We start from the raw sequence: 20,666 nt of genomic DNA, 5'->3' as shown, positions 1-20,666 counted from the left end.
TCAGGCGGCGCTCTGTTTGGTGACAATCCCTGCGGTGACACTATCGGTCAATTCGATGCTCTCATTTTCAGAAAGCCCCATCAACTCGGACAGTCGCGCCCTAGCGCGGTTGACCCGACTCTTGATGGTTCCAACGGCCACGCCACAGGTTTCCGCCGCCTCTTCGTAGGAGAAACCGCCAGCGCCGACGAGGATGATCGCTTCGCGCTGCTGATCGCTGAGCTTATCGAAGGCCACACGGAAGTCACGCATGTGCAACCGTCCGTCGTGATCAGGCTTTTGCGCGAGGCTGTCAGCGATGGAGCCATCCACGTCTTCAACGTCCCGCTTACGTTTGCGACGGAGCGAGTAGTAGGTATTGCGCAGAATAGTGAAAAGCCAGGCCCGCAAGTTTGAGCCTACCTCGAATTTATCCATATTGGTCCATGCCTTCACGATCGTCTCCTGCACGAGATCGTCCGCAAGCGTCGGATTCCGCGTCAAACTGATCGCGAAAGCCCTCAAGGCACCTAGGTGTTCAACAAGTTCTTCGCGAGGATCGCGGTGTGTCATTCAGCGTTACTCCCTTCTTCACCGGCGCCCTTGGAGGTCGCCTCCGACATGCGGAGCTGTTGAAGAAGGTCGTTGAACTTGTCCGGTACGGGCTCGCTCGCAAGCTTGTCGAACGCACGCTTCAGATTGCGTTCGATTTCCTCGTCGATACGGGCCGCTCGGTTTTTCATACTCATGTGTTTCATCTTGGCATTGTTCAAATTTCTGCGCTACCCTCTGGAACCGAACCCGCCACTGAGCGTATTGTTCCCATGTGGAATGAAAAAAAGGTCACTTTGATGTCAGGTCCGTCCAGTGAAGCCCTAGCCGACGAAATCGGGGCCAATCTTCCGTTTTTACGCCGTTACTCCCGCGCTTTGACCGGGAGTCAGACTAGCGGGGACCGTTACGCGATCGCAACACTAGAGACCATTCTCTCGGACCGCGACGCCTACCAACGCGCCCTTGGACCGAAAGTTGCGTTGTTCCGCGCCTTTCATGTCATCTGGACTTCCACGGGTGCACCGGTCGATACTGCCTCCGAAGATACCGGTCTTGCAAGTGTCGCACATCGCCACCTTGCCGGCCTCACGCCCAACACGCGTGAAGCCCTTCTGCTGAGCACCATCGAAGAGTTCTCTCTGGCTGAAGTTGCCTCCATCATGGAAATCGAAGACGATGAGGCAGCTGAATTGGTAGAGATCGCGCATACCGAGATGAGCCGCTCCACCAGCGGCAAGATCATGATCATCGAAGACGAAGCGATCATTTCGATGGATCTTGAGGCGATCGTCACCGAGATGGGCCACCGCGTCACGGGCATTGCCCGCACCGAAGACAAGGCAATCGATCTCGCCGGTCGCGAGCAGCCCGATCTGATCCTGTCCGACATTCAGCTTGCTGATGATTCCTCCGGGATCGACGCGGTGGGTCGCATTTTGTCAAAGCACGGCGATATTCCCGTGATCTTCATCACGGCCTTCCCCGAGCGCCTTCTGACCGGTGAACGCCGCGAGCCGGTCTATCTGATTTCCAAGCCCTATACCGAGGAACAGGTCCGCTCCGCCGTAAGTCAGGCAATGTTCTTCTCCTCGACCGAGACGCTGCACGCATAACGGCATCGTCACGGCTAGACGTATCAGCGCGTCCCGGACACGTCCGGGGCGCGTTTTTGTATGGCGCAATCCTACCAGGGCGCCCAATGGGCGTTGGCAAAGGCATGACCCCAGAAATGGGTGAAAGTAAGCAGGTAGATCCCAAGGAACCCTACCATGAGGAGCCTTCCCCACTGGGTTTCCAGTCTTCGCCAGATCAGCACCCAACAGAGCAGGAAAAGCGCGCCTTCGAGGATTCCGAAAACCTTGCCGTGGTGATTCACGTTCCAAAAGGAAACCGGGCTGCGATATGTCCAGTCCGAGAGCGGAAAGAAATGCCGGCGGGCATCTTCCGCATGCAGCGGCAAATCCGTGAAGATATGCAGGAGTGCTGAACCCGACAACAGGGTCAACCAGCGCATTCCGAACCCAAGCCCCACCAGCAGGCTGAGACCATAAAGCGGCACGCCGTTGAACAGGGGTACAAGTATCTCGCCGGTGCTCCCCCCGAGATGACGGATGTAGAGAAAGAGATCGGGAAGCACCGCCCCGCAAAGAATGAAAGCCCATTCCCGTCGGTTTGCCTTTCGGCCCAGGAGAGCGAGGCCGAGGGCCATATGTGCAGGCGTGTTCATTGCCGAGCAGAGTGCGTCAAAGCACGGCAACTGACCACCCCGTACACGGGGGCGGATCAACTCCGCCCCCGGATAAGTAGTTCAGATGACGGTGACGGTCATGCTGCCCAAGCCGTCGCAGGTCACTTCCATGACATCGCCGCGTTCGACCGGACCAACACCGGCGGGCGTGCCGGACATGATCACATCGCCTGGCGCGAGCTCAAAATAGTCGGAGAGGTAGGAAATCATCTCCGGCACCTTCCAGATCATCTGGTTGAGGTCACCTTCCTGCCGGGGCTCGCCATTCACGGTCAGCGCGATTCGCCCGTGATCGGGGTGGCCGATTTCCGAAGCAGGATGGATGGGACCAACGGGGCCGGACCGCTCAAAGGCCTTGCCGATTTCCCACGGGCGGCGAAGCTGCTTTGCCTCACCCTGAAGGTCGCGCCGCGTCATGTCGATCGAGAGTGCATAGCCATAAACGTGGTCGAGGGCCTTATCGATCGAGATGTTCGTTCCACCCGATTTGAGCATGACCGAAAGCTCCACCTCGTGGTGCACGTCGCTCGACTTGTCGGGATAAGGAAACTCGCCCGTCGCATCGAGGTTGTCAGGGTTTTTCTGAAAGAAGAACGGAGGCTCGCGATCCGGGTCACCGCCCATCTCGACGGTATGAGCGGCATAGTTGCGCCCGATGCAGTAGACGCGGCGCACCGGAAACAGCGCGTCGCTACCTGCGACGGGCAAGCCGACGACAGGCGGTTGTTCAATGGCGTATTCGGGCATGGAGTCCTCCGTGGTTGTTCATGTTTCCGGCGCTCTAAGGCCGGTTTGATTTGCAGACCAATCACAACCAATTTTGGTTTTGATCGAATTTGTGTTGCCAAAACGGGCCAACAAGGCGATAGATAGACCAATCAGCGACGATTGATCAACCAATATTCGGATTAAACTGTGCAGATCAGAACCGAGACGACCCAAACCGACGATGCGCTCACAGCGCTGACTGCCTTTATTGCCGAGGGCGGCTATCATCCCGGTGATCGTCTGCCCCCTGAGCGGGAATTGATCGGTAATCTGGGAATGTCTCGGACCACCCTGCGCAAGGCGCTCGATACGCTTGAGCGCGAAGGGCGCATCTGGCGGCACGTCGGCAAGGGCACGTTCGTCGCTGCGCACGGGGGGGCGACCGGGGAGGGGAGCCTTGCCGCGCTGGCCCAGCAGGTCACACCCGTCCAACTGATGCGCGCCCGTCTCGCGGTGGAACCCGCGATCACCCGCGAAGCCGCGCTGCATGCCTCGGCAGAAGCCTTGGTCCGCATCAAGCGCGCCGAACAACTCGCCCTGGAGGCCGAGAACTGGGACGATTACGAGGCGCAGGATGATCTGCTGCACCGCGCCATCGCGGAGGCGAGCGACAATGTGCTTCTCGTGTCGCTCTTTGACCAACTCAATCAGGTGCGCAGGGCCGTCGCGTGGAACAGCGTGATCCGCCATTCGCACCGCCCGCCCCGCGACCATACAAGTTTCGCCGAACATGAGCGGCTGGTCGCCGCCATAGAGGCCCGCAATCCGGCCGAGGCCCAGAACGCCATGCGTGCGCATCTGAGCTCCGTCTCGGCCCGGCTGTTCGGGGAGTACTGACCCCGAACAGCCCATCCAGAAGAGCGGAACAACCCGCCGGACAACGACACCCAAGGGAGGAAAGACATGAAACACCTGCTCAAGCGAGGCATCGCGGCAATGACCGCCCTGCCCCTCGTGGTCGGCCTTGCCACAGCGGCACACGCCGATACGCTGCGCATCGCACTGGCTGAAACACCATCGGATGAACTGGCCGCATTCTTCGTGGCCCTCGACCGCGCCAAGGCCAACGGCCTCGATTATGAATGGACGGCATTCTCGGATGAGGAACTGGCCATTCAGGCCGTTCTTTCCGGCCAGATGGATATCGGCTTCGGCACGCCTTACGCGGCGATGCAGCGATCAAAAGCGCCAATCCGAATCATCTTCCAGCTGTCCAAGCTCAAATTCTTCCCGGTAACCACCAAGAAGTACGAGTCGCTTGAGGATATGAACGACGCTCCGATCCTGCTGCACTCCCGCGGGGGCGGCACTGACTCGATCGCCAATGTCATCGAAGAGAAAGTCGGCATCAAGTTCGGGAAACGCTCCTATGTGCCCGGCTCTTCGAACCGGGTGGTCGCGCTCGTGTCTGGCCAAGCCGATGCGACGATCATCGATCTGTCCAACAAGAACAAGATCGTTGCCCAGCACCCTGACAAGTTCAACGTCCTGCCGATGTTTGAGGTCGAAGCCTCCGACGAAGCTCTCTTCGCCAACCTGAACTGGATTCAGGAAAACGATGAGGACGTACAGATTTTCGTCGACGCTCTGCTGAGCACTTGGCAAGACATGAGTGAAGATCCCACGATCATCGCCAGGGAAACCGACCCCGACGGTCCGATCGGACAGCTTCCACCGGAACTGATTGCTGGCTTGGACAAGTTCTATGCTGAAGCCGTCGAGGGGGGCCTCTATTCCGCAAATGGCGGGGGCCGTACCGCCGCCAAGGCCGACATGGAATGGTATGCCGAGGCCGGTCAGCTCGAAGGGGATCCCGCAGAGCTCAACCTCGACGATTTCTGGTACTTCGCTCCGCTCGACGCAGCGCTAGAGAAGTAATCCCGGCGGGCGGGCAATCTCTTGTCCGCCCCACTTCCCTCAAGACAATGGAACCCCTATGACACGTTCCTTCGCCCTCAAACTGCTTTCCGCGCTGCTGGTCTTTGGCGCGTGGGAGATCGCCGGGCGCATCCCCGTAAGCTATGCGTTCCCGACGTTCTTCGACTCGATGAGCGCGCTCTTCCGGATGGCCTTCGACGGCTCTCTTTTCGTGGCCTATGCCGAAACCCTCAAGCCGCTCGTTCTGGGTGTCGCGATCTCTGCCTTCATCGGCATCGCGCTTGGTCTGTGGATTGGCCTTAGTTCCTGGTTCGACTGGCTCTTTTCACCGATCTTCGTGGTGATGCAGGCGGCCCCTCTTGCAGCACTCATCCCCCTCTTGGTGATGGCCTACGGGATCGGGCTCACGTCCAAAGTGTTCGTCGTGTGCATCATGGCGATGCCGGTCATCGTGCTCAACACCGCCGGAGCGGTGCGCAACACGCCGCAGAACCTCAAGGCCATGAGCCATTCCTTTCTCGCCACAGATCGCGATGTGCTGCTCAAGGTCATCATCCCGGCGGCCTCCCCCCTGATCTTCTCGGGGCTGCGGCTGGGTGTTTCTGCCGGCTTCATCGGCGCGATCCTGTCGGAGTTGAAGATCACGCCCACCGGCGTGGGTGACATCATCACCTTCAGCCGATCCATCGCCGACTATCCAAGCATGTATGCTGCGATCTTCTCGATCATCCTGCTGGCCGTGCTCTTCTTGAACCTGCTCGAAAAAATCGAAATCACTCTATTCGAAGGAAACGTTCGTGGTTATGCCTCAGACTGATGCCGCCTTCCGCACCGATGCCGTTCCGGCCGAGGTCGCGGTTTCCGCCCGCAATATCTCCAAAACCTATGGCGAGGTCGAAGCACTCAAGAACCTCAGCCTGGAGTTTCCGCGCGGCCAACTGACATCGTTGCTGGGGCCTTCGGGCTGCGGCAAGACGACCCTGCTCAAGATCATCGCAGGACTTCTGGAACCCACATCGGGGGAGATCGTCGTCAACGGCAAGCCCGTGAAGGGCCCCGGCCCGGACCGCGCCTTCGTCTTCCAGGACTTTGCCCTGCTGCCGTGGGCCAACGTCCTGCGCAACGTGGCTTTCGGGCTGGAATTGCGCGGCGTCGCGAAATCCGAGCGGGAGGACATTGCCGAGAAGTACATCAAGGAAGTGGGCCTCGCAGGCTTCGAAAAGAGCTTCCCACATGAGCTGTCCGGCGGCATGCGCCAACGTGTCGGTCTTGCCCGCGCGCTATCGGTCGATGCCGATGTCTTGTTGATGGATGAGCCTTTCTCGGCGGTGGACGAACAGACGCGCCGCAAGTTTCAGGAAGACCTGCTCAACCTCGTGAAACACGAGAACAAGACCTTCATCTTCGTCACCCACTCGATCGAAGAAGCCGTCTATGTCTCGGACCAGATCGCCATCCTTCTGCCGCGACCCAGCCGCGTGTCGGAGATCATTCGCCCCACGGGTTTGCGCGACAAGGATGTCGACATGCTCCGCCGGGATCCCGAATACCTCGATATCGTGGATCAAATCTGGGCCTCGCTTCGGTCCTACGTGGAGTAAGTCATGGTCGTTTTTGGATTTCGCCTGCCCATGATGGCGTCGCTCCTTGTGTGGGCGCTGCTGTGGGAGATCATCGGGCAACTGGGACTGACCTTCTTCGTCCCCCCCCTGTCCGAAGTCATCGTCACCTTGTTCGGCGTGCTGCCCACCCGCGCATTCCAGACGGCGCTCTATGACACGGCATATGCCTTCCTCGCCGGGGTTTTCTTTGCGGTGGTGATCGGCATCCCAGTGGGCATTCTGATGGGTAAATCGCGCCTGCTGGATGAGTTGCTTCTGCCTTGGGTCAACATTTTCCTGAGCGCGCCGCTCACGGCGCTTGTGCCGGTACTTATGGTGCTCTTCGGATTCGGGACCAAGACGATCATCATCACCACGACGCTCTTTGCCATCTGGATCATCATCCTCAATAGCCGCGCAGGCGTCATGCAGATCAACCGATCGCTCATCGAGATGTCGCGCAGCTTCGGCGCATCGCAAATGGACGCGCTGGTCAAGATCTACTTCTGGGCGGCGCTTCCAGAAATTCTTGGCGGTGTACGCATCGGCGTGATCCGGGCGGTAAAGGGGGTCATCATCGGCCAACTGCTGATTTCGATCGTGGGCTTCGGCGCGCTCTTCGAACTCTACTCCGCCAACTTCATGATGTCGCATTTCTGGGCGGTCTTGATTGTGCTCTTTGCTCTGGCCTTTTCGATCTCGGAATTCCTCGCCTATCTGGAGCGCCGCGTGGATTACTATGCCGCAAGCCGCTGAGCAGCGTTGAAACCGCACGCTCCTCCGCATATGCGGGGGAGCGACGCAGTTTCAGCCCAAGGACCCGCCCCGTGGCCAATCACCTCTATCAGAACGACATCCCTGCCGATCTCGATCTTGGGCCCATCGTGGCCATTGATTGCGAAACGATGGGTCTCAACCCGCATCGAGACCGTCTTTGCGTGATCCAGATGTCCGGCGGCGACGGCAATGCCCACATGGTACAGGTCGCCAAGGGCCAGACCGAGGCTCCCAACCTCTGCCGCATGCTTGCCGATCCCGATGTCCTCAAACTGTTCCACTTTGGGCGTTTCGACATCGCCGCGATGTACAATGCCTTTGGCACTCTCACCGCCCCCGTCTATTGCACCAAGATCGCCAGCAAACTGATCCGCACCTATACGGATCGCCACGGGCTCAAGAACCTGCTTCAGGAATTGCTCGACGTCGATATCTCCAAGCAGCAACAGATGAGCGACTGGGGCGCAGAGTCCCTGACCCCGGCGCAGCTCGACTATGCCGCCTCCGACGTCCTCTATCTGCATCAGCTGCGTGAAGCGCTCGACAAGCGCCTGAAGCGCGAAGGACGCATGGACCTCGCTCAATCCTGCTTCGAGTTTCTGCCGACCCGTGCCCGCCTCGACCTCGAAGGCTGGCCGGAGATCGACATCTTCTCCCACTAGGCGAAGCCTCGCCAACGCGGGCGGCTGGCATATGGCGGGGCCATGCGCCCTGCCCTATGGTCGTCACATGCGCACACGCCTCCATGCCACACAATCCAGGACACAGCCGCTGAGCGGCTATTCCCGCTTTGTGGCATGGGCCAAGATCCTGTTGCCACTAGCCTCGCTCGCGCTTCTGTCGACGGTCTTTCTCGTGGCGCGTCAGGCCGACCCCGCCAAATCCATTCCATTTGCGAAAACCGATGTAGAGGCGCTCGCCCGCGAACCGCGTGTTACCGCGCCGCTCTACGCCGCCGTGACGCGCGATGGTGCCACCATTACCGTCTCCGCCGATACCGCGACGCCCGACCCGGCGAGCGAGGATCAGGCCACCGCGCGCAAGGTCTGGGCACGCATTCAGACCAGCGAAGGCATCGAATATAACGCCGTCGCCGAGGAAGGGCGTATTGAGGGCAATGAGATCGCCATTCTCCGGGGCAATGTCGATATTACCACGTCGTTGGGCTATCGGCTTCGCACCGAGGAAATGACCGCCGAACTCGGCATGACGCGCTTGACGACCCGCGCCGAGGTCGACGCTGACGGTCCCTTGGGTGAAATCAATGCCGGACGTATGGAGGTGCGCACCGAAGACGTGACAAATGCCTCAGTTATGGTTTTCAAGGACGGGGTAAGGCTGATATACCGCCCGTCATCAACGGACGACCGGTGATCCATTTGCGCAATTCGATAGCTCTCTTCTTTTTCCTGATCGCCGGTGCAGCCTTTGCACAGGGGACGTCCGTGCCTTTTGGCGGGATGGAGGGTGATCGCGACGCGCCCGTAGAAGTAACCGCCGATCAGCTTGCAGTGAGCGATGCGGACGATACCGCCATTTTCACCGGGAATGTCGTGATCGGCCAGAACGATATGCGTTTGTCCGCTCCTCGCGTCGAAGTCATCTATACGGCCGACCAAAGCGGAATCTCCCGTCTTCTGGCCTCTGGCGGTGTGACGCTTGTGAGCGGTGAAGACGCCGCCGAGGCGCAGGAAGCCGACTATGACGTAGAGGCCGGGATTGTCATCATGACCGGCGATGTGCTGCTGACGCAAACCGCCAACACACTTGTTTCGGACCGGATGCGCCTCGATCTGGAGGCCGGCACCGCCCAGATGGACGGACGCGTACGAACAGTGCTGCAACCCGGACGCGAGTGATGGCGGACTGGAGCGTTACAGACGGCAGCGCGGGGCTACAGATTTCGAATCTGCGCAAGAGCTATCGCAAGAAACTGGTGATCCGCGACGTTTCCATGAGCCTCGCTCGTGGGGAAGTCGTCGGCTTGCTCGGTCCGAACGGTTCGGGCAAGACGACGAGCTTTTACGCCATCGCCGGCTTGGTGCGGCCCGATGCTGGGCAGGTGCTTATCGACGGTGTGGATGCCACGACCTTGCCGATGTACCGCCGTGCGCGCCTTGGTATCGGCTACCTGCCGCAGGAAATGTCGATCTTTCGCGGTCTCTCGGTCGAGGACAACATCACCGCCATCCTGGAAGTGACCCAAGGCGACCCCCATCGCCGGCGCGAACGGCTTGAGGAACTGCTCTCTGATTTCTCGATAGAGCATCTTCGGCGCGCACCGGCGCTTGCCCTTTCCGGAGGGGAACGGCGACGGGTTGAAATCGCACGCTGTCTTGCCGCCGATCCGAAATACCTCTTGCTCGATGAACCCTTCGCGGGTGTCGATCCCATCAGCGTGGGCGACATCCGTCATCTCGTTGCCGATCTCAAGACGCGCGGCCTCGGGGTCTTGATCACCGACCACAACGTTCGGGAAACGCTGGAAATCGTCGACCGCGCCTATATCCTGCATGACGGTCACGTCCTCATGAGCGGCAGCCCCGAAGAAGTCGTGCGCGACGACAATGTCCGCCGAGTATATCTGGGGCAGGACTTCCGCATTGGTTAAGACTTGCCGGGCCGTTGCGCCTCCAAGCGGTTCTTGTTGACAGACACCATCGACTCGTCGCCAAATGGACAAATGGAATCCGCGGCCTACCGTTCGTTGAACTCCTTCCCCCGCACCGATGACGGTTCGGGAAAGGCCGCAAGCATTTCATTCTACCAAACAATTCGGTCCGCCCGTCGGACGTCCTGACGGGCATCGAAGGCTTCCAGGAAAGGGAGACGCATGCGCTATCAAATCAGTGGTAAACAGATCGACATCGGCACCGCGCTTCAGTCGCACGTGAAATCGGAACTGAATGAAGTGATAAACAAATACGCAGAAAGACCCACTGACGCGACAGTCATATTCTCCAAAAGCGGCGCGGAGTTCGTCTGCGAAGCCGTGGTTCACCTTTCCACCGGACTGACCTCGCAGGCCAAGGGCCATGCCCATGAAATCTATGCCAGCTTCGACAGCGCCTGCCAAAAGATGGAAAAACAACTGCGCCGCTACAAGCGCCGGTTGAAAGACCATCATCGCGATCGTTCACAACCGGTTGAAGTCTCCGGCGCAGCCTCCTATATCCTCGCCTCTGAAAACGAATCCGAGGGGATCGAGCCTGACAGTCTGCAACCAATCATCGTCGCCGAGATGGAGCATAACATTCCGTCTTTGTCCGTGGGTGAGGCGGTAATGCAGATGGAGTTGGCGGGCGCGCCCGTTCTGGTATTCAAGAACGAAGCAAGCCGTAGCGTCAGCGTGGTCTATCGCCGGGATGATGGCAACATAGGATGGATCGACGCGGCAAGCGCCTGAAGAGGCCGAACCGGAGCGATCGAACAGGATATCATGGAGCTTTCCGGGCTACTCGGCAGTGATGCGGTCAAGGTGATCCACGCTGCCTCAAGCAAGAAACGTCTGTTTCAGGACCTGGGCGATATCGCCCAGGACTGTTACGGGCTGAAATGCTCCCAAGCCGTTGAGGCATTGATGGAGCGTGAATCCCTCGGGCCAACGGGCGTGGGCCATGGGGTCGCGCTTCCCCATGCGCGGCTCGGTGTGTGCGATCAGGTCCGCGGTGTCTTCCTGCGCCTTGAGCGGCCGGTGGACTTCGGTTCGGTCGATCGGCAGCCTGTCGATCTTATCTTTGCCCTCTTCGCGCCGGAGGATTCCGGGGTGGAGCATCTCAAGGCGCTGGCCTTGGTTTCGCGCACACTGCGTGACAAGGCAGTTTGTGCCAAGCTGCGCTCGAACACCGATCCCGCTGCGCTCCATGCTATCTTGACCGAGGGCCCCGCTACGCAGGCGGCCTAGCGTCAGCGATAGTCAGAGAAGCCGAAGAACACATAGTCTCGCGTGTATGCGGCGCGGGCTGCGGCTTCGAGTTCAGCGTCATAAATGCTTTCCAGCGAAATCGGTAAGGGCGCTTCGGGCAGAACCGCGGGCGTGGGCACCGCGCCGACCTCATGGCACAGGAAGTCGAGCGCCTCGGGGAGGCGATCTTCGCGCGCGATAAGGTCGGGAGGCCAGAATTTCCCGAATCCCGAAATGATCTGCGACTGGCTCGCCCAGATCGGAGAAACCCCCTGTGGGGTTTGCCCCGCCAAGTTTGCCCGCAGCCAACCCAGAAAAGCCAGGAACGCGGATCGGTACTCATCCGGAGACATCTCGTCGACACTCGGAAGCGTGACACCGCTATGCCGCGCCAGCGCCGCGCGAACACCGGGCATGCCTGTTCCCCCAACCCCAGCAAGGACACCCGTCAAAAACGCATGGTGCGCCCTGAGCAGGGGATGACGCAGTACGGTGAATGCTCGGCTGGGGCCCATCTTGCGGCGCCATCGCCGCAGATCCTTTTGCGACAGGCCAGTGCCGAGCTCTGCGTCGCTCACGCCGTCCAGAGCGGCCAACCAGTGGCGCACTGGCCCCTCTGGCCCAGACGGAATTGGCATGAAGGCCAACGGCGCACGTGCCGCAGTGAGATAGTCGCGCGCGGAAGCACCGCGATCAGTCTCCCAATGGGCCGCCTCCGGCAACTCGGTACCGACCGCTTGGACCAGATCCTCGTAGTTCTCGACCTTGTCGGACAACGGCTCGGGATTCTGGACCTTGAGTGAATTGGCCAAGGACTCCAGCCTCTGATCAATCCCTAGCCACGCAAGTAAACCGTTCATAAGGTCCAGATCGTTCAACTCCGAATAGTCGATCTGAAAAACGCTCTGCCCCGCTTCGCGGATGTCGCGCAGCAGTCGGGCCTGAAACTCAGCGATGATGTTGGTTCGATGATGATACTCGGTGCCGTCGAACCTGATCCGCGCACTTTTTCTCCTGCGGTGATCCGTAAGCTTCCACTGCCCTGTCGCCTGCGCGATCTTCCACGACACATAGCTTTGGACAGGATGCCGGCGCAGCAGGATCTTTGCGCAGGTTCGATCCTCCAGAACCGCTTTGTATATCCGCGCATCATGGTCGTGAAAGTAGCGGAAGCCGTTTAACCCCTCGCCACCGCGGATCCGGGCGAGAAGGCGCTCCGGCGTGGCGTCACGGTCCGTTTGGGTGACCTGCAAAAGCTCAGAACGCTTGGGATAGCCGATGAAATGTGGGTTGAACGCCTCACCGTGGCAGACGACTCCGGGAACGGTGTTGAGATTGGACTCAAGATAGTTTGAGCCCGTCCGCATTTCTGCGAAAATTACAAAAGACGACACGGAGCCGGACATGGTCAGAATTTATCGACCACCGTCCTGCATGCCAACTCGGAAAATTGGGTCTGTTGATAGGTATTGGCAAAATCGCCCGTGAGATAAGGGTGCATGCCGGTATCGCGCAGCCCTTGCAGGAAGCTGCCAAACCCGTCCAGATCTCGCATTTGGGGGACCTCTCGCAGCCGCCGTGCGTGCGGCGCCGCCATTTCGTCTACCACTTCCTGCAGGTGTTCGATCGGCGCCTCGACGAAGTCAGCAAGACTCCAGATCCGTATGCGCGCTTTTGCCCAAGGTTCGCGCAGCGTATTGACGAAGGCCGCCTCTTTGCGCTGCAGGTCCGCCGCGAGATGACGAATATCGCTCGGCCCCCCTCCCCCGAGGAACAGCGGAATCGCCCACGCACCGGTGATTACCGAAATCTGCGCCCCCGGATCGGCAGCCACAATGGGAGCGATAGCCTGTGAGTCCGCTGGTGTGAAGTCAAAGGTTTGGCGCGTATTTCGCGCACTCCACACGAGGTTGGTCAAAAAGGCGCGCGGGTCATGGTCCCGCAAGGTCGGCGATGCGCTAAGTGCGCCATCGACCATCTGCGCACCACCTGAGAATTGGGCGCCATCTGGCGCATAGAGACGACCATGCGCACGGACGCCTGCCGAACGTTCCAGCCACTCGTGAAACCCGGGAAAGAGGTCGGCGAACCCGCTGAAGATGGAATAATCACGCGCAGTGATACCGTTCTCCCAATGGGTATGGGGAAAGCGGCTCTGCATATAAAGCCCAGTTCGACCAAGCGTGCGGCGGTGGCGCGCTGCGGTGAATTTACGTGTAACTTGCAGCGGGCGGAATTCGTCTACGCCTCTCGCGAAGTTGGGACGAGTGAGGAAGGCCGAGTATAACCCGTGCGCCCGTGGCCAAATCTTGCGCGCGACAAAACAATCCGACGCCTCCAAGACGCTGAGGTGGTCATCATAAAAGATGTGTGGCCGCCCCTGAAAGTCGAACTTGCTGAGCGTCAGGGATCGGCTTTCAATGCGCCGGGAATGCTTGCGGGCGAGACTTTGGAAATAACTCTCGTCTGGGATCCAGGCCTTGCGGAAGAACTGATCGTATTCCTTGCGCCTCGGGTCGTTCAAAATGCCTGAAAGGGTCCGACGGGAGAGGCACCACCACTGACTCCCAAGATGTGGAACCAGCCCCCCGGGGAGGCGGCGCCGCAGGCCGAGCCGGCGTTGCACGGAAACCCAGCGATCAAACAGCCCCCTTTGTCTGCGCCATGAGAATGGGAACCGCAGCGTAAACCGTTCCATGTTCAAACCATCTACGGTCCATGGAACATCCTGCGTCGTGGCGCTTTCGATGAAATCCGTCCCGGGACGGTTCTCGAGGAAATCGCACAGATCCTGCGCCGGCCGGATCGGCAGGCAAGAGCCCGACACAAGCATGACGTGCCCGATGTCCGGAAACCGCTCCAGCATGAGTTCCGAAGCGGCCTGCGCAGCTTCTACGAGGCTCCAAGAGCCCCATTCGCAATGACGCCGCTCGCAGAACACAATGCGATCTTCGTCCTGCAGTCCCAACCTGAACCGTGCCGCCGCCTGATCGGAAACCTTTCGATCAAGGTGGATCACAACAGGGCTGCCGTTTCGGGCCCAGTGCCGTGCAACCTGAGCCGCGCGATCAAGCGCTGTATGCGCCAGCATGACAAATCCGACGGTCATGCCCAGTTCCCCGTCGAGAGAAGACCGAGGTCATCAAGCTGCCGCCAACCTGAGTAATGCTCCGAGAACCGGCACCAAAGCGATCGGTTTTCGGTACCGTCCGCAACGTAGGCCTTATACTCACGCCCATCGGCATAATGTTCGCTCCGCGACAATTCCTCTGCGGCCTTGCGATCAAAGCTGTCGAGAAATTTCGGGTGCAGCAACACGCCACTCGCCTTCTCACCGCCCCACTCATCGTAAACGAGGTTCAGGCCCCTCGGCAGCAGCATGTGGGTCGAGCTGACGTAGGTGTAGCGGCGATGCCATTTGACGAGGGGAATCTTGTTCAACGCCGGCGCCTGATCCGGCTTGTCTGCAAAGAAACGCCGCGCGCGTGGACCGCCTTGAATCCAAAGGTTGCCATACAGCGGATTGCGGGAAATCGTGTAGTTTCCCGGATCGAACCACCCAGCTATTTCGAGGGGGTTCTGCCCCGGGCGATAGCGGCGCGCCCCCACGGCTTCGCGCGGATAGGTGTCCAGCAACATGGCACTGAATGACTTGATCGATGCCGAGTCGAGCCAATCGGTCAGCGCGCGCAAATCGCGGGTCTCACAATAGGGAAAAACGAGAAATTCGTCTGGATCGACGACCAGCGTCCAGTGATTATGACCATACCGGCTCTGCAGCCAATTCAGCCAATCGACACCGAATCGTGCGCCGCGATAGCTGGAGGTAGTATGCCAGAGTGAGACATCTGGCTGCTGTGCGAGATACTGGTCAGAGCCATCAGTGCTGTCGTTGTCGACAATCAAGAAGTGATCGACACCCATGGAGCGATAGTATTTCAGGAAGTAAGGAAGCCGGACGAGTTCATCACGCAACGTGACAAAACAGAGGATATCGCTGGGTTTGATAAGCCCAGTGCGCACCGTCCGAGGAGCCAACTCCCGACGTTTGCGGAAGGCTCTTGCACGCCAGCGCTTCCTTTGCAAACGCAACCTATAGGACTGAATTACGTCCACTCAACTTCATCCCTGCCACCAGTTTAGCCATCCTGCACTATTGGCAGGCATACGTTAAGGCAAGTTTGAAGTGTTCCCTCCAATCCTTTCGGATATAAGGGCTATTCCTTGTTGCGCCCGCCCCTCCAAGTGACCCTACGGAAAGCTCGGCAACTGCTTTTTCCCACTGCGAAATCGCTTCAAGCGGAATGTATCGCACACTATCCCCGAGGTATTCACGACACGACGGCAAAGGCGCGGAGATCACCGGGCAGCCCCGTGACAGAGCCTCGATCGGCGGCAGTCCCGCGCCTTCGGCGAGGCTCGGAAAGAGCAGCCCCGAGGCACGCTCGAGCAGCGCTGCGATAGCCCCGTCACTCAACCCGGAGTATACGTGCACGCCCTTGCCCCAGAGCGGCGAGGTCGCGAACCGATGGAGGATCGTGTCAGCCTCCCATCCGGGAGCGCCGCATATCAACAGGGGCGGGAGTTCACTGAACTTGCCTTGCCCCATCCTCTCCCACAGGTCGAGGAGGAAGAGATGGTTCTTTCTTGGGTCGACCGTTCCAATCGCGAGAAAAAAGGGGCCCTTGGGTAGCACGCCGGGGGGAATCTCTGTCGCGCAGGGCATCACCGACGTCATTCCAAGCGGGACAACGCGACCCGGGGGCACCGGCCCCATTTGCGTGAGATGCCCCTCGCAGCGCTCTTTTGAATATGTCGACGGGTACAGAAGCCTGTCTGCGAAACGCCCTGCGATCGACAGGTTTCGCCGGTACCGCTCGGGCGCCTCGGGGGATTGAGTCTGGGGGAAATCGAGAGGTATGGCATCGTGGAGAAGGACGATGATCCGGCCACATGTACTCGCCCGGACAGAGGACATGACCCGCTCGGTAAGATTGGAATGCCCGACGTTGATATAGTCGAAATCTCCGGGGAGGCTGCGGCTTAGCATCCTCCTTAGCATGGGTGCGGCGCAGCGAGTCATCGCGGCTCGCCGCAGCGCGGCTTCCGCCCGTTGTTGAGGAGCATCCAGTCCGCGTGCGAGACGGGACAAGAGGTCGGAGTTCCCCCAATCTCCAGAGGACAAAGACGCGTCGAGAAACGCCATCCCTGCCCTGTCGAGAAGCAAATAGCCATAAGCTGTACGGATGAGCCCCCATGATCGCGGCAGTTCTGTTATGGCGTGTCGAAGCCATGCCCGCTCCACCCGGTCGATCCCGGTAAGACAACGCCCGGCACGGCGAGCAAGACGGGTTAGGTCAATCAGATACGCAGACAATTCAGCGGTCGTAGTGCCCGCTTTGGTGCCAGCGCCAGGCATCCGAGATCATCCTTTTCATCGTTGATCGCTCCGGCTGCCAACCGAGCTCTAGCTCCGCGCGCCGCGACCCCGAGACAAGCTTCGTGCAGTCACCCGCCCGACGCGGCCCCTCATTGTACGGGACTGTCCGGTTCGTCACGTTGCGGGATTCCTCGATGACTTCGCGGACCGAAAATCCGCTGCCAGTGCCGAGGTTAAACACCCGACTACCTTTGCCATCCTCCAGCCATTTCACCCCAAGGACATGTGCATCGACCAAATCCATGACATGAACGTAGTCTCGGATACAGGTCCCATCCGGGGTGTCGTAATCAGTCCCGAAGATCGTCAGGGCATCGCGTTTCCCGTCGATTGCATCGAGCATCAGTGGGATAAGGTGCGTTTCTGGCTGATGAAATTCACCAACCTCGCCCTCTTCATCCGCACCGGCGACATTGAAGTATCTGAAAATCACATGACGAAGGCCGTGGGCCGCTTCGAAATCGCGGAGCATTTCTTCGATCGCGCGCTTGGAGGCCCCGTAGGCATTGATCGGAAATTGCGCGCTGCCCTCATCGAGCACGACGTTGTCCTGTTCGCCGTAGGTTGCGCAGGTGGAGGAAAACACGAAATCGAAGCATTCCGCCTCTACCGCAGCCTCCATCAGCGTCAAGGATCCTTCGACATTGTTCCGCCAATAGATCCCCGGATCGCGCATACTCTCGCCAACTTGACTGAGCGCGGCAAAATGCATGACTGCAGCAGGTTGGTAGCGCGCAAAGACTTCGTCCAGCTTGGTGCGATCACTCAGATCACCTTCCTCACAGGGGCCGAACTTCACAGCATCGCGCCAACCAGTACAGAAATTGTCATAAGTAACGGGCGTATAGCCCGCCTTCGACAACGCCTTGCAGGCATGGGATCCGATATAACCCGCCCCGCCAGTCACCAGAATGTTGGTCATAAGATTCAGACCCTATTGCGCGGCTTTTTCGGAGGCCATCATATCCTGAAGGTAGTTGTACAGATCGTCGCGCAACTCCTCACGTGCGAGACCGAATGCGACGGTGGCCTGCAAGAAGCCCGCCTTGGACCCGCAATCAAAGCGTTGTCCATTGAAACGCATGCCGTACACGCCGCGCCCTTGTTGAATCTCTTGTGCAATGGCGTCCGTAAGCTGCACTTCACCGCCGGCTCCGGACTTCATCGCATTGAGGTTCTGAAGGACATGGGGATCAAGGATATAACGGCCGATCACGGCAAGATTCGAAGGCGCGTCTTCGGGCTTGGGCTTCTCCACGAGGCCATTGACCGAGACCAGCGAGCCGAGATCCTCCCGCACGTCGAGCACGCCATAGGCGCTCGTCTTGGCATGAGGGACTTCCATTGCGGCGACCATGCTGCCGCCTGTGCCTTCATAGGCCTCTACCATCTGCTGCAGGCAGGACTTTTCCGCCGCGATGACATCATCGGGCAGCATGACCGCAAAGGGCTCATCCCCGATGAGCCTGCGCGCGCACCATACTGCATGCCCGAGACCGAGCGCCTTGTGCTGCCGAATGTAAGCGATGGCACCAGAATCCATATTCGTGGCTTCGAGCACCTCCAACAACTGCGTCTTGTTCTTTCGACGGAGCTCTTCCTCCAACTGGGGGGCATGGTCGAAGTAATCTTCCAAAGCGCCTTTGCCGCGCGACGTCACGAAGATGAATTCCTTGATCCCGGCGGCACGCGCTTCATCAATCGCGTATTGAACGAGAGGTTTATCCACCAGCGTCATGATTTCCTTCGGCACCGATTTGGTCGCAGGGAGGAACCGCGTCCCAAGACCGGCCACAGGAAAGATCGCCTTGGTCACCTTGCGTTGCATAATTCGCCTCTTCATATGCCTGAAATCGAAGTCGTCGGGACTATAGGACCCGCCCGACACACTTGATACCAGTAATTTGGCACCAACATGTCAATGCATTGGACAAAGTCGGAAATTCCCTACTCCGTCAGCGACATTTTACCTATCATTTGTTACTATTGCGATCTCAACCCCCGCAAAAGGGCAATACGCCTGCGCTCGCGGCCAATCCTTTCGGCGAATCCCGTCTTTTGGATCAATTGCTGAGCGCGTCTTGCACGGCCCCACACTCCGCCCCGCTGTAGCCAAAAGCCTTCCTGAACAAAGCTTACCTTATGATAGAGCGCTGTGCGTGAGAGGATCAGAAGGCTCACACGCTCCCCCCGTCTTGTGCGTTGCCGAGCCTCCATCATCAGCGCCTTTCGATGACGCCATGGCCCGGCCAGAAAGACGGGCGGCCCGAATAACGCGGGAAACCGGCGGAAGTCCTCCTGCCGCTCCCCCAAAGGTTCTGTGGGAGGCAACGTCGCGCGAAGCCCCTCCTCCTGTCCTTCCGTATGCCCGGCCAAAAGACGGACCACCTCGGATGCGTCAAGCGTGCCGCCCTGCATGTGGCGAAGAAGTCGCCGCCGTTGCGCCGCCGCCTGGGCCGCGAGCATCGGCGCCCTGACGGCTTTCGGGGCATGCTTGCGTAGGAAGATCGCTTCACTTTGGCCAATGGGAAGAAGGTCTAGCGGCACGCGATCCGATCGCCTGCGGACACTCCTGGCAAACCCGTGGTGAACCTGAGCGTCAGGCACAACGGCTACATGTCCGCCAGCCACCGCGATGCGCAGTCCAAGATCGGCATCGTCATGATAGAACGCGAACGACGGATCGAACCCTCCCAAGGCGGCGAGCCAGTTTCGCCTTACGGCCATGTTCACCCCGTGAAGCTTCACGATCCGGTCAGGGTTGGGCGGGAAGATTTGGGTTCGCGCGACGGGCAAGCACTTGGCCTGACCCGTAAAATCAACCGTTTCCCCACGCCACTGAAAACTGATGCCATTGCGCCCCCGAACAAAGCCTGTCGTGGCGGCGACAGTCTCATCATCGAAGGGCGCGCAAAGACGGTCAAGCCACGTCGGCTCGGGAACCGCATCATCGTCGATAAATGCGATAATCTCCCCCGACGCGGCGGCTATTCCGCGGTTTCTGGCGCGGGAGAGGTTTGGCGTATCAAATCCGATCGTCTTGATCGCCCCGAAGAAGGGGAGTTGCCGCGCTGCGGCCAATCCCGGAGGATCTGCCACCAGCACGATCTCAAAGCGCGGGTGGAACGATTGCGCGACCCCCATCAAGCATCGCGGTAGAAGCTCCGGCCGGCCACGGCTCGCCACCACGACCGAAACGGTCAACTGGGATATTTCAGTTCGTCTCCTTGAGTTCGACATCGGGCGCATAGGCAATGAAGAACGGATTTGCATGCTCCGCCTTGCCGTAGGTGAGCGGGGTCAGATCGTCAAACCTGACAACCTTGCCTCCCGCGCCCAGCAAAACGGCATGGCCCGCAGCGGTATCCCACTCCATCGTACGTCCCAAGCGGGGATAGAGGTCTGCCTCACCTGCGGCAACGAGGCAGAACTTCAGCGACGAACCCGCGCTTTTCATGTCCTCGACTTTGTACTTGGAGATATAGTCGTCCGTTGCCTGATCGCGGTGCGACTTGGACGCGACGACAAGCAACGCATCGTTATCCGAAGTCCGCACCGTGATGGGCGTGGTCTCTCCCGGCGTCTCAGGATCAAACGGGCCGGCCTCTTCGACGGTCTTGCCGGTTGCGGTGGTATAAAACATCCGGCCTTTGGCAGGGGCGTAGACAACGCCGCGCACCGGAACACCACTTTCAACATAGGCGATGTTCACAGTGAAATCGCCGCGGCGCTTGATGAATTCCTTGGTTCCGTCAAGCGGATCGACGATCAGAAACGTATCCCCCGCGCCGGTATGGCTCTCCGCCTGCTCTTCTGTAACGAGATCAACGTCCGGGAATGCCTCCCTCAGTCCGGCGGAGATGAGCGCGTCCGCCGCTTCGTCTGCTGCGGTCACCGGGCTCGAATCCGATTTTTCCTTCACGTCGAAATCGTCCGCCTCATAGATTTCCATGATCTTCGTTCCTGCCTCAATCGACAGGCGGCGCATGACAGACACAAGCTCTTCGTGATTCAAAA

Annotated in this window: 24 protein-coding genes; 12 read left to right on the top strand and 12 right to left on the bottom strand. The window is 59.4% G+C overall.

Going from position 1 to position 20,666, the window contains the following annotated elements:
- Both BM234_RS14905 and BM234_RS17295 read right to left on the bottom strand, forming a co-directional pair.
- A complete protein-coding gene (locus BM234_RS14905; RefSeq protein ID WP_092066400.1) occupies nucleotides 1–552 on the bottom strand; it encodes an RNA polymerase sigma factor in 552 nt (183 codons plus the stop codon).
- A complete protein-coding gene (locus BM234_RS17295) occupies nucleotides 549–728 on the bottom strand; it encodes a NepR family anti-sigma factor (protein WP_139226811.1) in 180 nt (59 codons plus the stop codon). Before BM234_RS17295 ends, BM234_RS14905 begins: the two co-directional genes overlap by 4 nt.
- A 102-nt stretch (nucleotides 729–830) precedes the next feature.
- On the opposite strand from BM234_RS17295, the gene BM234_RS14900 reads away from it, so the two are divergent.
- Complete coding sequence (locus BM234_RS14900; RefSeq protein WP_092066699.1) at nucleotides 831–1,646, top strand: response regulator; 816 nt, start codon at nucleotides 831–833, stop codon at nucleotides 1,644–1,646.
- A 71-nt stretch (nucleotides 1,647–1,717) separates the two neighbouring features.
- On the opposite strand, the gene BM234_RS14895 is transcribed toward BM234_RS14900, so the two are convergent.
- Nucleotides 1,718–2,320: a hypothetical protein gene (locus BM234_RS14895; RefSeq protein ID WP_217645985.1), complete on the bottom strand. Its 603-nt coding sequence runs from the start codon at nucleotides 2,318–2,320 to the stop codon at nucleotides 1,718–1,720.
- Between the two features lie 21 nt (nucleotides 2,321–2,341).
- Nucleotides 2,342–3,028 carry a fumarylacetoacetate hydrolase family protein gene (locus tag BM234_RS14890; RefSeq protein WP_092066396.1) on the bottom strand — a complete coding sequence of 229 codons (687 nt, stop codon included), beginning with the start codon at nucleotides 3,026–3,028 and terminating at the stop codon, nucleotides 2,342–2,344.
- 168 nt (nucleotides 3,029–3,196) lie between these two features.
- Here BM234_RS14890 and BM234_RS17760 point away from each other — a divergent pair, with 168 nt between their 5' ends.
- From BM234_RS17760 to BM234_RS14835, 11 genes are all read left to right on the top strand, one after another.
- Nucleotides 3,197–3,886: a FadR/GntR family transcriptional regulator gene (locus BM234_RS17760; protein WP_092066394.1), complete on the top strand. Its 690-nt coding sequence runs from the start codon at nucleotides 3,197–3,199 to the stop codon at nucleotides 3,884–3,886.
- Nucleotides 3,887–3,952: 66 nt separating this feature from the next.
- Entirely contained in the window at nucleotides 3,953–4,927 is a 975-nt protein-coding gene (locus BM234_RS14880) for an ABC transporter substrate-binding protein (protein ID WP_217645984.1), read from the top strand.
- Nucleotides 4,928–4,985: 58 nt separating this feature from the next.
- Nucleotides 4,986–5,744 carry an ABC transporter permease gene (locus BM234_RS14875; protein ID WP_092066392.1) on the top strand — a complete coding sequence of 253 codons (759 nt, stop codon included), beginning with the start codon at nucleotides 4,986–4,988 and terminating at the stop codon, nucleotides 5,742–5,744.
- A complete protein-coding gene (locus BM234_RS14870; protein WP_092066390.1) occupies nucleotides 5,731–6,528 on the top strand; it encodes an ABC transporter ATP-binding protein in 798 nt (265 codons plus the stop codon). Before BM234_RS14875 ends, BM234_RS14870 begins: the two co-directional genes overlap by 14 nt.
- Nucleotides 6,529–6,531: 3 nt before the next feature.
- Nucleotides 6,532–7,284, top strand: coding sequence for an ABC transporter permease (locus tag BM234_RS14865; protein ID WP_092066388.1), 753 nt, complete (start codon nucleotides 6,532–6,534; stop codon nucleotides 7,282–7,284).
- A 71-nt stretch (nucleotides 7,285–7,355) separates the two neighbouring features.
- On the top strand, nucleotides 7,356–7,967 hold the full coding sequence (locus BM234_RS14860) for a ribonuclease D (protein WP_092066386.1): 612 nt from the start codon (nucleotides 7,356–7,358) through the stop codon (nucleotides 7,965–7,967).
- Between the two features lie 67 nt (nucleotides 7,968–8,034).
- Nucleotides 8,035–8,679 carry an LPS export ABC transporter periplasmic protein LptC gene (lptC, locus tag BM234_RS14855; protein WP_175501287.1) on the top strand — a complete coding sequence of 215 codons (645 nt, stop codon included), beginning with the start codon at nucleotides 8,035–8,037 and terminating at the stop codon, nucleotides 8,677–8,679.
- Nucleotides 8,676–9,164 carry a lipopolysaccharide transport periplasmic protein LptA gene (gene lptA / locus BM234_RS14850; protein WP_342714732.1) on the top strand — a complete coding sequence of 163 codons (489 nt, stop codon included), beginning with the start codon at nucleotides 8,676–8,678 and terminating at the stop codon, nucleotides 9,162–9,164. Before lptC ends, lptA begins: the two co-directional genes overlap by 4 nt.
- Nucleotides 9,164–9,916, top strand: coding sequence for an LPS export ABC transporter ATP-binding protein (lptB, locus tag BM234_RS14845; protein ID WP_092066382.1), 753 nt, complete (start codon nucleotides 9,164–9,166; stop codon nucleotides 9,914–9,916). Before lptA ends, lptB begins: the two co-directional genes overlap by 1 nt.
- Nucleotides 9,917–10,138: 222 nt before the next feature.
- On the top strand, nucleotides 10,139–10,711 hold the full coding sequence (gene hpf, locus BM234_RS14840) for a ribosome hibernation-promoting factor, HPF/YfiA family (protein WP_092066380.1): 573 nt from the start codon (nucleotides 10,139–10,141) through the stop codon (nucleotides 10,709–10,711).
- A gap of 33 nt (nucleotides 10,712–10,744) precedes the next feature.
- Entirely contained in the window at nucleotides 10,745–11,209 is a 465-nt protein-coding gene (locus tag BM234_RS14835; RefSeq protein WP_092066378.1) for a PTS sugar transporter subunit IIA, read from the top strand.
- Between the two features lie 2 nt (nucleotides 11,210–11,211).
- Here BM234_RS14835 and BM234_RS14830 read toward each other — a convergent pair whose 3' ends face one another.
- From BM234_RS14830 to cysQ, 8 genes are all read right to left on the bottom strand, one after another.
- Nucleotides 11,212–12,615 carry a hypothetical protein gene (locus BM234_RS14830; protein ID WP_092066376.1) on the bottom strand — a complete coding sequence of 468 codons (1,404 nt, stop codon included), beginning with the start codon at nucleotides 12,613–12,615 and terminating at the stop codon, nucleotides 11,212–11,214.
- Between the two features lie 2 nt (nucleotides 12,616–12,617).
- Complete coding sequence (locus tag BM234_RS14825; protein WP_092066374.1) at nucleotides 12,618–14,318, bottom strand: DUF5927 domain-containing protein; 1,701 nt, start codon at nucleotides 14,316–14,318, stop codon at nucleotides 12,618–12,620.
- On the bottom strand, nucleotides 14,315–15,325 hold the full coding sequence (locus tag BM234_RS14820) for a glycosyltransferase family 2 protein (RefSeq protein WP_092066372.1): 1,011 nt from the start codon (nucleotides 15,323–15,325) through the stop codon (nucleotides 14,315–14,317). Before BM234_RS14820 ends, BM234_RS14825 begins: the two co-directional genes overlap by 4 nt.
- A gap of 37 nt (nucleotides 15,326–15,362) precedes the next feature.
- Nucleotides 15,363–16,628: a glycosyltransferase gene (locus tag BM234_RS14815; protein ID WP_092066370.1), complete on the bottom strand. Its 1,266-nt coding sequence runs from the start codon at nucleotides 16,626–16,628 to the stop codon at nucleotides 15,363–15,365.
- Complete coding sequence (gene galE, locus BM234_RS14810) at nucleotides 16,588–17,571, bottom strand: UDP-glucose 4-epimerase GalE (protein WP_092066368.1); 984 nt, start codon at nucleotides 17,569–17,571, stop codon at nucleotides 16,588–16,590. Before galE ends, BM234_RS14815 begins: the two co-directional genes overlap by 41 nt.
- Before the next feature lie 12 nt (nucleotides 17,572–17,583).
- Nucleotides 17,584–18,477 carry a UTP--glucose-1-phosphate uridylyltransferase GalU gene (galU, locus tag BM234_RS14805; RefSeq protein WP_092066366.1) on the bottom strand — a complete coding sequence of 298 codons (894 nt, stop codon included), beginning with the start codon at nucleotides 18,475–18,477 and terminating at the stop codon, nucleotides 17,584–17,586.
- Nucleotides 18,478–18,632: 155 nt separating this feature from the next.
- A complete protein-coding gene (locus tag BM234_RS14800; protein WP_245752670.1) occupies nucleotides 18,633–19,853 on the bottom strand; it encodes a glycosyltransferase family 2 protein in 1,221 nt (406 codons plus the stop codon).
- Nucleotides 19,854–19,863: 10 nt separating this feature from the next.
- A complete protein-coding gene (gene cysQ / locus BM234_RS14795) occupies nucleotides 19,864–20,664 on the bottom strand; it encodes a 3'(2'),5'-bisphosphate nucleotidase CysQ (RefSeq protein ID WP_092066364.1) in 801 nt (266 codons plus the stop codon).
- Nucleotides 20,665–20,666 lie beyond the last annotated feature (2 nt).

This window comes from Poseidonocella pacifica, from assembly GCF_900111875.1.
Classification (GTDB): domain Bacteria; phylum Pseudomonadota; class Alphaproteobacteria; order Rhodobacterales; family Rhodobacteraceae; genus Poseidonocella; species Poseidonocella pacifica.
This window is presented reverse-complemented; position numbering and strand designations above follow the sequence as displayed.

Bases quoted from the DNA above. Each gene is read 5' to 3' on its own strand.
- BM234_RS14880 (WP_217645984.1), top strand. From the start codon at position 3,953: ATGAAACACCTGCTCAAGCGAGGCATCGCGGCAATGACCGCCCTGCCC.
- galE (WP_092066368.1), bottom strand. From the start codon at position 17,571: ATGACCAACATTCTGGTGACTGGCGGGGCGGGTTATATCGGATCCCAT.
- BM234_RS14865 (WP_092066388.1), top strand. From the start codon at position 6,532: ATGGTCGTTTTTGGATTTCGCCTGCCCATGATGGCGTCGCTCCTTGTG.
- lptC (WP_175501287.1), top strand. From the start codon at position 8,035: ATGCGCACACGCCTCCATGCCACACAATCCAGGACACAGCCGCTGAGC.
- BM234_RS14835 (WP_092066378.1), top strand. From the start codon at position 10,745: ATGGAGCTTTCCGGGCTACTCGGCAGTGATGCGGTCAAGGTGATCCAC.
- BM234_RS14825 (WP_092066374.1), bottom strand. From the start codon at position 14,318: ATGACCGTCGGATTTGTCATGCTGGCGCATACAGCGCTTGATCGCGCG.
- BM234_RS14870 (WP_092066390.1), top strand. From the start codon at position 5,731: ATGCCTCAGACTGATGCCGCCTTCCGCACCGATGCCGTTCCGGCCGAG.
- BM234_RS14830 (WP_092066376.1), bottom strand. From the start codon at position 12,615: ATGTCCGGCTCCGTGTCGTCTTTTGTAATTTTCGCAGAAATGCGGACG.
- BM234_RS14875 (WP_092066392.1), top strand. From the start codon at position 4,986: ATGACACGTTCCTTCGCCCTCAAACTGCTTTCCGCGCTGCTGGTCTTT.
- BM234_RS14815 (WP_092066370.1), bottom strand. From the start codon at position 16,628: ATGCCTGGCGCTGGCACCAAAGCGGGCACTACGACCGCTGAATTGTCT.
- hpf (WP_092066380.1), top strand. From the start codon at position 10,139: ATGCGCTATCAAATCAGTGGTAAACAGATCGACATCGGCACCGCGCTT.
- BM234_RS17295 (WP_139226811.1), bottom strand. From the start codon at position 728: ATGAGTATGAAAAACCGAGCGGCCCGTATCGACGAGGAAATCGAACGC.
- BM234_RS14900 (WP_092066699.1), top strand. From the start codon at position 831: ATGTCAGGTCCGTCCAGTGAAGCCCTAGCCGACGAAATCGGGGCCAAT.
- lptB (WP_092066382.1), top strand. From the start codon at position 9,164: ATGGCGGACTGGAGCGTTACAGACGGCAGCGCGGGGCTACAGATTTCG.
- BM234_RS14905 (WP_092066400.1), bottom strand. From the start codon at position 552: ATGACACACCGCGATCCTCGCGAAGAACTTGTTGAACACCTAGGTGCC.
- galU (WP_092066366.1), bottom strand. From the start codon at position 18,477: ATGCAACGCAAGGTGACCAAGGCGATCTTTCCTGTGGCCGGTCTTGGG.
- BM234_RS14890 (WP_092066396.1), bottom strand. From the start codon at position 3,028: ATGCCCGAATACGCCATTGAACAACCGCCTGTCGTCGGCTTGCCCGTC.